This is a genomic window from Roseibium sp., assembly GCF_050301095.1.
In the GTDB taxonomy this organism is placed as follows: Bacteria; Pseudomonadota; Alphaproteobacteria; order Rhizobiales; family Stappiaceae; genus Roseibium.
The window spans coordinates 1-9,827 of sequence record NZ_JBNKYW010000218.1 but is presented as its reverse complement, the minus strand read 5'-3'; the positions used below and the strand labels follow the sequence as shown (position 1 = coordinate 9,827).

9 protein-coding genes are annotated in these 9,827 nt (G+C 59.6%); 5 read left to right on the top strand and 4 right to left on the bottom strand.

The genetic code is table 11. The features are described from left to right. From ACQY7U_RS19315 to ACQY7U_RS19300, 4 genes are all read right to left on the bottom strand, one after another. Positions 1 to 1,002, bottom strand: coding sequence for an ABC transporter permease (locus ACQY7U_RS19315; RefSeq protein WP_428647974.1), 1,002 nt, complete (start codon positions 1,000 to 1,002; stop codon positions 1 to 3). Positions 1,003 to 1,013: 11 nt separating this feature from the next. After that, the gene (locus tag ACQY7U_RS19310) at positions 1,014 to 2,045 is read right to left on the bottom strand and encodes an ABC transporter permease (protein WP_428647972.1); all 1,032 of its coding nucleotides are present in this window, start codon (positions 2,043 to 2,045) and stop codon (positions 1,014 to 1,016) included. Between the two features lie 28 nt (positions 2,046 to 2,073). Continuing rightward, positions 2,074 to 2,871 carry an SDR family oxidoreductase gene (locus ACQY7U_RS19305; protein WP_428647970.1) on the bottom strand — a complete coding sequence of 266 codons (798 nt, stop codon included), beginning with the start codon at positions 2,869 to 2,871 and terminating at the stop codon, positions 2,074 to 2,076. A 68-nt stretch (positions 2,872 to 2,939) separates the two neighbouring features. Then, positions 2,940 to 3,902, bottom strand: a complete 963-nt coding sequence (locus ACQY7U_RS19300; RefSeq protein ID WP_428647967.1) for a sugar ABC transporter substrate-binding protein — start codon at positions 3,900 to 3,902, stop codon at positions 2,940 to 2,942. A gap of 294 nt (positions 3,903 to 4,196) precedes the next feature. On the opposite strand from ACQY7U_RS19300, the gene ACQY7U_RS19295 reads away from it, so the two are divergent. The 5 genes from ACQY7U_RS19295 to ACQY7U_RS19275 form a co-directional block, all read left to right on the top strand. Then, the gene (locus tag ACQY7U_RS19295) at positions 4,197 to 5,951 is read left to right on the top strand and encodes an ABC transporter substrate-binding protein (protein WP_428647965.1); all 1,755 of its coding nucleotides are present in this window, start codon (positions 4,197 to 4,199) and stop codon (positions 5,949 to 5,951) included. A 12-nt stretch (positions 5,952 to 5,963) separates the two neighbouring features. Beyond that, a complete protein-coding gene (locus ACQY7U_RS19290) occupies positions 5,964 to 6,773 on the top strand; it encodes an SDR family NAD(P)-dependent oxidoreductase (protein ID WP_428647962.1) in 810 nt (269 codons plus the stop codon). 63 nt (positions 6,774 to 6,836) lie between these two features. Further along, positions 6,837 to 8,135 carry a M24 family metallopeptidase gene (locus tag ACQY7U_RS19285; RefSeq protein ID WP_428647960.1) on the top strand — a complete coding sequence of 433 codons (1,299 nt, stop codon included), beginning with the start codon at positions 6,837 to 6,839 and terminating at the stop codon, positions 8,133 to 8,135. A 54-nt stretch (positions 8,136 to 8,189) separates the two neighbouring features. Then, complete coding sequence (locus ACQY7U_RS19280) at positions 8,190 to 9,182, top strand: thiamine pyrophosphate-dependent dehydrogenase E1 component subunit alpha (RefSeq protein WP_428647957.1); 993 nt, start codon at positions 8,190 to 8,192, stop codon at positions 9,180 to 9,182. Positions 9,183 to 9,193: 11 nt separating this feature from the next. Further along, the coding region (locus ACQY7U_RS19275; RefSeq protein ID WP_428647954.1) for an alpha-ketoacid dehydrogenase subunit beta at positions 9,194 to 9,827 on the top strand (634 nt) is incomplete at its 3' end.

Below are 9,827 nucleotides of genomic sequence, written 5' to 3'. Positions count from 1 at the left end.
TCATACTCTCAACTCCTCTTTGCCCTTGAGGTTCAGCTGACGGTCGAGAAACAGGACGGTGATCAGGATCAGGCCGATCACGAGATTGACGGTTTCGGTGTCGGCGCCGATATGCCCCAGCCCCTTGCGCAAAAGCTGGATCGCGAGAACACCGCCGAGGGTGGACAAGACCGAGCCGGCCCCGCCAGTCAGCTTCGTGCCGCCCAGAACGACCGCGGTGATTACCCAGAGTTCATAGAGTTCGCCGTCGTTGGGGTTTACCGACCCGGATTCCGAATAGAAGACCACTGCGGACAGGGACGCCAGAAATCCGATGACAACGAAGTTGATCATCATGTGAGGTCCGACCCGGATGCCGGCGTTGATGGCGGCTGTCCGGTTGTCCCCGATGGCGTAGGCGTTCCGGCCGTGAACCGTCCGGTTCATCAGGAACCAGCCTACGGCCGTGACGGCGATCAGGAACCAGGTCGCCGTGTGCAGTCCCAGAAACTGGGCTTCGGCGAAATCAACGAGAGTCCAGTTGAGATGCGACGTCGGCTGTTCACCGTTGTACATGAAGACCAGCCCGCGATACCCGAGCATGGCGCCCAGTGTGACGATGAAGGCGTCCACCCCCGTCTTCCAGACGATCAGTCCGTTCAGCGCTCCGAGCAGGACACCTGTCAGCAGGGCAAGTCCCCAGGCGATCGGGATCACACCGTCGCCCAGACCCGCAAACATCGGCCAGGTCATGCTGTCGAGCAGGACGACGGCGCTGAGGGCGTAGGTCGCACCGACGCTCAGGTCGATATTGCCGTTGATCATGATGATCGTCATGCCGATCGCAATGATGCCGATCGGTGCGGACTGCTTGAAAAGCAGCAGCATGTTATCGAGATCCATAAAGGCCTTGTCGCTCAGCGACAGATATTCCCCGGCAACAGAGAAAAAGACCAGTTCGACAACGATAAATGCCCAGATCGCGCCATTCTTCAGGAAGGTGCTGAGAGTACCAGGTTCCATTTTTCCCTCCCTCACGCAATCGGTGACCAGAGCTTGCCGCGTTTGGCTGCGATATCGAGCCAGACGGCAAGGATGATGATGATCCAGGTGACAACGTATTGAACGTAGAATTGCAGCCCGACCAGAAGCAGTCCGTTCTGGATAAATCCGAGGATCAGAACGCCGATTACGGTCTTGAAAATCGTGCCCGAACCGCCCAGCAGGGAGGCTCCCCCCAGGATGACGGCTGCCAGAACTTCCAGCTCGAGCCCCTGGCCAACCGTGTTCTGGCTTCCCAGAGACCGGCTTGCCTGAATGAGGCCGGCCGTTCCGACGCAAAAGGCGGACAGGAGGTAGCAGGTAAAGACGACCCTTGCCCTGCGGATGCCTGAAAACGTCGCCGCGGTGCCGTTGCCGCCGACGGCATAAACCTTGCGGCCGAACGGTGTCTTGGCCAGCATGATGCCCAGAACCGATGCCACAAGGGCAAAGATCAGGATCGGAACCGGAATCCCGAGTGCGTCGGACTGGCCGAAGACACTGAACCAGGTGCTCTCCTTGTCGGCGATATCCATGTTCTTGCCGCCCGAATACGTCAGCGTCAGTCCGTGGATGGCCGACAGCATTCCGAGGGTCACTATCAGCGAATTGAGTTTGAGATAGCCGACGAGGAAACCGATAAAGGCGCCGAGGCAAAGCACCATGGCATACATCGACGGGATCGCCAGTGTGGGTCCCAGTTTGTCATGGAGATCGAGAACGACGATCGTCGCGAACGACATCATGGAGCCGACCGAAAGGTCGAGGTTTCCGCTGATGACGACGAAGGTGACACCCAGGGCCATAACCCCCAGGATTGCGGAGGAGCGGACGACCCCCATGATGTTGTCGGGGTCCAGAAACCGTTCATTGGCGAGCGTGAACCCGATCATGAAGAGCGCGAAGGCGACAAGAATACCTTGTTTTGCCAGAAATCCGCCGATCCCGGACAGGTTGAAAGACCGCATCGTCTTCTCCTTTGCGCCGCCGGGGCGGTCGGCTGTCTTGGTTGAAATGTCGGACAACAGATCCTCCCTTACCTGTTGGGGTGCGTTACACGAGTGTCATGCCGCCATCGATCATGACGATCTGGCCGGTCATGTAATCGCTGTCGCGTGACGCCAGAAATGTCGTTGTGCCTGTGATGTCGGTCGGGGTTGCGACCCGCCCGCGCAGGATTTCTGACGAAAATTCTTCCATGGCCTGACCCGGGCGCTCTGCTGCGCCTATGTTCAACAGGTCCTGGTCCACTTGCTCCCACATCTCCGTTGCAACGACACCGGGTGCAAATCCGGTCACGGTGATGTCGTGTTTCGCCAGATCCCTTGCCCCGGACTGGGTCAGGGACACCACGGCCCATTTCGAAGCGCAGTAGGGCGCGACATTGTCAAACCCCTGCCGGCTGGCGATGGACGCCGTGTTGATGATCTTGCCGCCGGTTCCCTGGTCAATCATCTGGCGTGCGGCCTCCTGCATGCCGATCAGGCAGCCCAGGCCGTTGACACCCATGATAAAATCCCAGTTGTCCTCTGTCACGTCGAGGAAGTTCATCGGCTTGTTCACGCCGGCGTTGTTGAATTTCACGTCCAGCTTGCCGAATGATGCGACTGTCTTTTCGATCATCGCCTGGACCTGAGCACGGCTGGTGACGTCGACCTCGGCCCAGGTCACCTTTGCTCCATTCTCGTCGGCAGTTTTTCGATTTGCCTCGGCAACGGACCTGACCTGATCACCATTGATGTCCGCGAAGCAGACGTCGGCGCCTTCCTTCAGCAGGGCTTCGCCGATGGCGCGGCCGATCCCTCTGGCGGCACCGGTCACAATACAGGATCGCCCGGAAACACGGCCCATGGTTTCCTCCCAGTCCATTTGCGTGAAGAAAAAAGAGGCGCGGGAATGCTCCCGCGCCCAAGTCGGGCTTAAAAGACCGGCTTGCTGAATTCGGCCATGTTGTCCTGCGTGATTTTCGGTGTGTCGAAGTAGTTCAGGAACGGCACGTCCTTGCCCGAGAGGATATCGATCGCCGTCTGCAGGGCCGCTTCCGCGTCATCGACGGGAGACTGGTAGATCGAGCCCCAGTATTCACCGCGTTCCATGGCTTCATAGCCGACGGAGAAGTTGGTGGCACCGACAAAGATGATACCCTCGCGGCCAGCGGCCTTGGCGGCGTTGAGCGCACCGACCCCCATGTTGTCGTCACCGGCGTAGACGCCGTCGATATCGTCATACTTCACCAGGAAGGCTTCCATGACCTTCTGGGACTTTTCACGGTTCCAGTCGCCGGGCTGGGTTTCCATCAAGGTCACATTCGGGCACACCTCCGGCAGGCGGTCCTCAAAGCCTTTGGCGCGTTCAATCGCGGTTGTGTAGCCGGGCTGCCCGGAGATCTGGACGATTTTGGCTTCGTTTTCGATGCCCATCTCCTTGAACTTGTCACACATGATTTCAGCCGAACGCGAACCCTGGGTGATGTTGTCCGGGCCGGAGAAAGACTCGACGAATTCAAAGCCCTGTTCGGCGATGTTGGAGTTGGTGACAATCACCGGAATACCGGCCTTGTGCGCCTTGCGGACAGCCGGGATGACGGCTTCACCGTTGGTCGGCCAGATGATGATGGCGTCGACTTCCTGCTGGATCAGATCTTCCATCTGGGCGATCTGGCGCGCCACGTCGCCGCCCGCGTCAAGCACGACGGTCTCGACATCCGCATTGGCGCCGGCTGCGGCGATGAATGCCTTCTCGTAGGTCGTCTGATAGCTGTCGACGCCGACATTGTTCTGCGTGATGCCGATTTTCATGGTTTCCGCGGATGCGGCGCCGGTCAGGGCAAGGCCGGTGATGGCTGTTGTCGCAACGAGCAGCGAACGGAACGTGTTCGTCATTTTGATTTCCTCCGAGAAAGACCCTTGCGGGTCGAATATTTGGCCGCGTCTCCTCCAGACACGGATGCAGCACTCACTTTGAGCGTCGCTTATTAAACTGCCCGCCATGACGTTGGGTCGCTTCCTCGAAATTATCCAAAATGGATGATTTAATGTCCAAACCGGATTTTTTGGCCGTTTTGCAGAGCGGCGATCTCGCTCACCGTAAGGAGGACATCCAGTGTCGATCCAAAAAATATCCAATTCGAGGAAGCTCAACGTGGTTCGTCAAGCTCGCAAATATGGAGCCGCGCGATGAACCAGTACAAGGGAGAGATGGCTCGGGACACAACGTATCTCACGCCGCAGGCCAAGACGGAAATTCTTCAGGTTCTGACCTTTCTGGAAAACCTGGAGGATGAGCTGGAAGGCCTGCTCGAGATTTCTGCTCCGAACCCCTATGTCAAAATGTCGGCCTATCTGGTTAAGAGACATCTTGAAGCAAAATCGGTGACGCCGACCTCCCTGATCGGTGCGTCGGGCGTTCCCTATGCGACGGCAAACCGCCGGCTTCGGGAAATGATCGACAGTGGACTGATAGAACAGCGTCCGCGTACCGCCACCGGCAGAAGCTTTTCTCTTCATCCGAGTTCCGAAATGCTCGAGGCCTGGACAAGGTTCAGCAGCCGGGTTCGCAGGCTGGCAGGTCAGTCCTTCGGGGTCGAGGGCAATCGCACCGATACCGAGGACTATTACTTCGGCGGATCCTATCTGGAAGCGCAGACGATACAGCCGCCCCAGGTGCTTCTGGAACCGTTGAAACTGTCGGGTGGTCTGAGGGTTCTTGTCCACGGCGACCCCACTTTCATGGTCATGCACGGGCTCAAGCGGCAGTTCGAACAGGTTGTCGGTTGCCCCATTCAACAGCGCGCCTTTTCGATCGACCGCCTGCATGACGAAGCGGTCAAGAATGCGCACAGGCCGGTGAGCCGCTACGATCTGATCGCACTGGATCTTCCCTGGGTCGGCGAGTTCGTGGAGAACGACTATCTCTTGCCGCTGGATCAGGTGCTTGACGTCGACCGCCTCAATCCCGCCGACTTCCACACCGCGGGCTGGCTTGCCGCTCATTGGAGCGGGCGCCCCTACGGTGTTCCGTCCCAGACGACGCCCGAACTTCTGTTTTATCGCCGGGATCTGTTTGCGGAAGCAGGGCTGGAACCGCCCCACACGACGGATGAGCTCCTGAAAGCCGCGGCGGCGCTGCACGATCCGGTTCAGGGGCGCTACGGCATCGCCTGGAACGCGGCACGCGGAACCGCGCTCGGCCACACCTTCATCATGACCTGCGCGGATTTCGGCCAGCCAATTCTGGACCTGCCTCCGCAGGCCGGCGGTTTCGATGCATCGCATCTCGCGGACGGCGGCTACAGGCCGACGATCGACACTCAAAGGGGCCTGCTTGCAGCGGAATATCTGATGGCGCTGCTGCAGTATTCCCCGCCCGATATCCTGTCGATGTCCTGGTACGAACGCGTCCGCCCGTTCGCCAATGGCAAGGTCGCGATGGCCTACGGTTACACGCTGCTCGCACCCTACTTCGAGCAGAACCCTTCCTGTGCCGCGTTCGGCAAGGTCGGTTACCTGCCGCACCCGGCAGGGGCCGGGGCGGTGAATATCGCGCCGGTCGGCGGTTACCTGCTCGGCATTCCTGCCAATATCGCGCCGGAGCGGCTGAAAGCGGCCGCGGAAGCCCTGATCGTGTTCACCTCGCCTGAAGCGCAAAAGCTTTATGTCGAGCACGGCAGCCGCACCAATCCGCGCTATTCGGTCGGCACCGACCCTGAAGTGCGTCGTCGTTCGCCCATTTTCGAAGCCGTGGATGCCATGTCATGGCGTGACGAACTGCAGTTCTGGCCGCGCCCGCCGATCCCGGAAATCAACCAGATCATCCGCATTTGCGGAGAGGAGTGCCACGACATGTTGCGTGGCGTCCAGTCACCGAAAGCTGCGCTGGCAGCAGCCCAGAATCGCGCCGACCGCCTCTTGCGGGAGGCGGGAAAACTCTAACGGGAGGTATCCATGGACCCCAATCGTCTCAAGGGAAAGAACATTCTGATCACCGGTGCCGCTCAGGGCATGGGGGCGGCGAACGCCGAGTATTTTGCCGCGCAAGGGGCAAACGTTGCGCTGGGCGACATCAACGTCGATGGGGTCAACGAGGTCGCAAACCGGATCAATGCAGCCGGCAACGGCAAGGCCATCGCGATGAGACTGGACGTGACCAAGCGCGCGGATCACACCGCCGCCGTCAACGCGACGGCCGAAGCCTTCGGCTCGATTAACATCATGCTCAACAATGCGGGCGTGAACAAGCCCAAGATGTTCCTCGATATCGACGAGGAAAACTGGGATTTCATCATGAACATCAACGCCAAGGGCATGCTGTTCGGCATGCAGGAGGCGGCCAAAAAGATGATCGAGCAGGGCCCGATGGAAGATCACCCTTACAAGATCATCAACGTCGGCAGCATTGTTTCGCGAACGGCGTTCCTGGATGTGGTTCCCTATTCCTGTTCCAAGTACTGCACGCTTGCCATGATCATCGGCGGCGCAAAGGCGCTCTGGCAGCACAAGATCACCGTGAACGGCTACGGCCCGGGGGTGGTCAAGACCGAACTCTGGGAACAGCTCGACAAGGATCTCGTCGAAATCGGCATGTTCGAGGAAGAAGGCCAGTCCATGGACCATCTGGCCCAGACCATGATCCTGATGAAACAGCTGTCCACGCCGGATGATGTGAAGGGAACCGCTGCGTTCCTGTGCTCCGACGAAAGTGACTACATGACCGGCCAGCTCATCATGATCGATGGCGGCATGATCATGCAATAACGGCATAACTTACTGATATCTAACGAAAACAGGCGGGGAGGACTTCGCCTGGAGGAGAGGCTTATGTCCCGCGCACTGACACCTAGCATCCTGACACCCCAGGATCTTGAACCGAATTGGATCTGGGAAGGCCGTCTGCCTGCCTGGGGCCACATGTCCGTCGACTTCGAACGCCGGATTGATCATGACCGGCTTCGCCGCTACCGGTTGAGCCGTGCTCGCGAAGCCTTGAAGGCAAGTAATTGCGGCACGCTGCTGCTGTTTGACGTCAACAACATTCGTTACGTCTCTGCGACCAAGATCGGCGAGTGGGAACGGGACAAGATGTGCCGCTTCTGCCTGCTGACCGGGGACGATGCGCCCTATGTCTGGGATTTCGGCTCCGCCGCCTACCACCACAAGAAGTTTTCCGACTGGCTCGTTCCGGATCACTGCCGTGCCGGCGTCGTCGGCATGCGCGGCACGATCCCGCCGAGCTTCGGTCTGATGAAGCGCTACGCCGAGGAAATCGCGGGCCTCATCCGCGATGCCGGCATGATCGATATGCCCGTGGGCGTCGATTACGCCGAAACGGCCATGTTCCACGCGCTTCAGGAGGCGGGGCTCAAGGTGGTCGACGGTCAGCAGATCATGCTGAGCGCCCGCGAAATCAAGAACGTCGACGAGATCCAGCTGCTGACCCAGGCGGCCTCGATGGTCGATGGCGTCTATCACATGATCTACGAGGAACTGAAACCCGGCGTGCGCGAGAACGACATTGTCGCCCTGTCGAACAAGATGCTCTACGAAATGGGCTCAGACGACGTCGAGGCGATCAACGCGATTTCCGGAGAGCGCTGCAATCCCCATCCGCACAACTTCACGGATCGCCTGTTCCGCCCGGGCGACCAGGCGTTCTTCGATATCCTGCAGTCTTACCAGGGCTACCGGACCTGTTATTACCGCACCTTCAACATCGGCACGTCGACGGCGCCGCAGCAGGATGCCTACAAGAAAGCCCGCGACTGGATCGATGCCTCGATCGATCTGATCCGCCCGGGTGTGACCACCGATGTCGTCGCCCAGGCGTGGCCCAAGGCCGAGGAATTCGGTTTCCCGGACGAGCTGTCCGCATTCGGCCTGCAATTCGGACACGGGCTCGGCCTCGCCCTGCACGAACGTCCGATCATCAGCCGGGCGGTCTCCTTGGAAAACCCGATGGAAATCAAGACCGGCATGGTGTTTGCGCTCGAGACCTATTGCCCGGCGACGGACGGGTTTTCTGCGGCCCGCATCGAGGAAGAGGTCGTGGTCACGGACAAGGGGTGCGAGGTGATCTCGCTCTTCCCGGCACAGGATCTTCCCATCGCCAATCGTTACTAACCTCCCCAACTAGCCCGGCCCAACGGGGCCGGGCCCTTTTCAAGGGACGAAGTCATGAGTGCTGCCAGGAAAAAGCACAACACCAAGGCCTATCTGCGCATGTACGAGCAAATGGTTCGTATCCGCGCTTTCGAGGACAATGCGAACCAGCTTTATCTTTCCGCCAAGATGCCGGGACTGACCCACATGTATTCCGGCCAGGAGGCGGTCGCCGTCGGTATTTGCGAGGCGCTGACGCCAGAGGACAAGATCACGTCAACCCACCGCGGGCACGGCCATTGCGTGGCCAAGGGCGCGAACTTCCGCGAGATGTTCTGCGAACTCCTTGGCAAGGAAGAGGGCTATTGCCGGGGCAAGGGCGGCTCGATGCATATCGCCGACCAGGCGAACGGCAATCTCGGGGCCAATGCGATTGTCGGTGGGTCCATGGGGATCGCCACCGGCTCCGCGCTTTCGGCGAAACATCTCGGCACCAATCACGTTACCGTCTGTTTCTTCGGCGACGGCGCGACCGCGCAAGGCCTGTGGTACGAGGTCATGAACATGGCTTCGCTCTGGAAGCTTCCCGTCATTTATGCCTGCGAAAACAACGGTTACAGCGAATATACCAAAACCGAGGAAATTGCCGCCGGGTCCCTGATTGCCCGTGCGGAGGCCTTCGGCATCGAGTCCTTCAAGGTCGACGGCCAGGACGTTCTGGCGGTCAACAACCTGGCGCAGAAACTCGCCGAGCGCTGCCGCCGGGGCGAGGGGCCGTTCTTCATCGAACTCGACACCTATCGCTATCACGGCCACCACGTCGGCGACATCAACCGCGACTACTACCGCTCCAGGGACGAGGAAACGGAGTGGAAGAAGGTCCGCGACCCGATCGTCAATTTCGGCAAGTGGCTGATCGAAGAGAAGATCATGACAGCGGACGAACTGGTCGCCATCGACAACGAGGTCTCGGCGGACGCTGAAGCCGCCGTCAAATACGCGCTCGACGCGAAGTACCCGGACGCACGCGAGGTCGACATGCACGTTTACGCGGAAACGGCCGCCTGAGGAGAGATGTCATGACACGCGAAATTACACTGTCCAAGGCCGTCAACGAGGCCATTGCCGAGGAAATGAGACGTGATCCGTCCATCGTCCTGCTCGGAGAGGATGTCGCCGAGGCCGGCACGCCCTTCAAGGTGCTGTCGGGCCTGGTGGAGGAGTTCGGCACGGACCGGATCATTGATACGCCAATCTCCGAACCCGGCTTCATGGGCATCGCCGTGGGGGCCGCCATGACCGGCAGCCGACCGATCGTCGATCTGATGTTCGGCGATTTTATCTACCTTGTCATGGATCAGCTCTGTAACCAGGCCGCCAAGACGCACTACATGTCCGGCGGCAAGCTCAAGGTGCCCCTGGTTCTGCGCACGAACATGGGCGCAACGCGGCGCTCCGCCGCCCAGCACAGCCAGTCCCTGCAGGCTCTGGTGGCTCATATTCCGGGATTGAAGGTGGCCATGCCGTCCTCCGCCTATGAAGCCAAGGGGCTGATGAAGACCGCCATTCGCGATGACAACCCTGTCGTCATCTTTGAAGACAAGCTGATGTATAATGACAAGGCCCCGGTTCCAGAGGAAGAATATCTGATCCCCTTTGGCGAGGCGAACATTAAGCGTGAAGGCTCGGACATCACCCTGATCGGCACCTCCT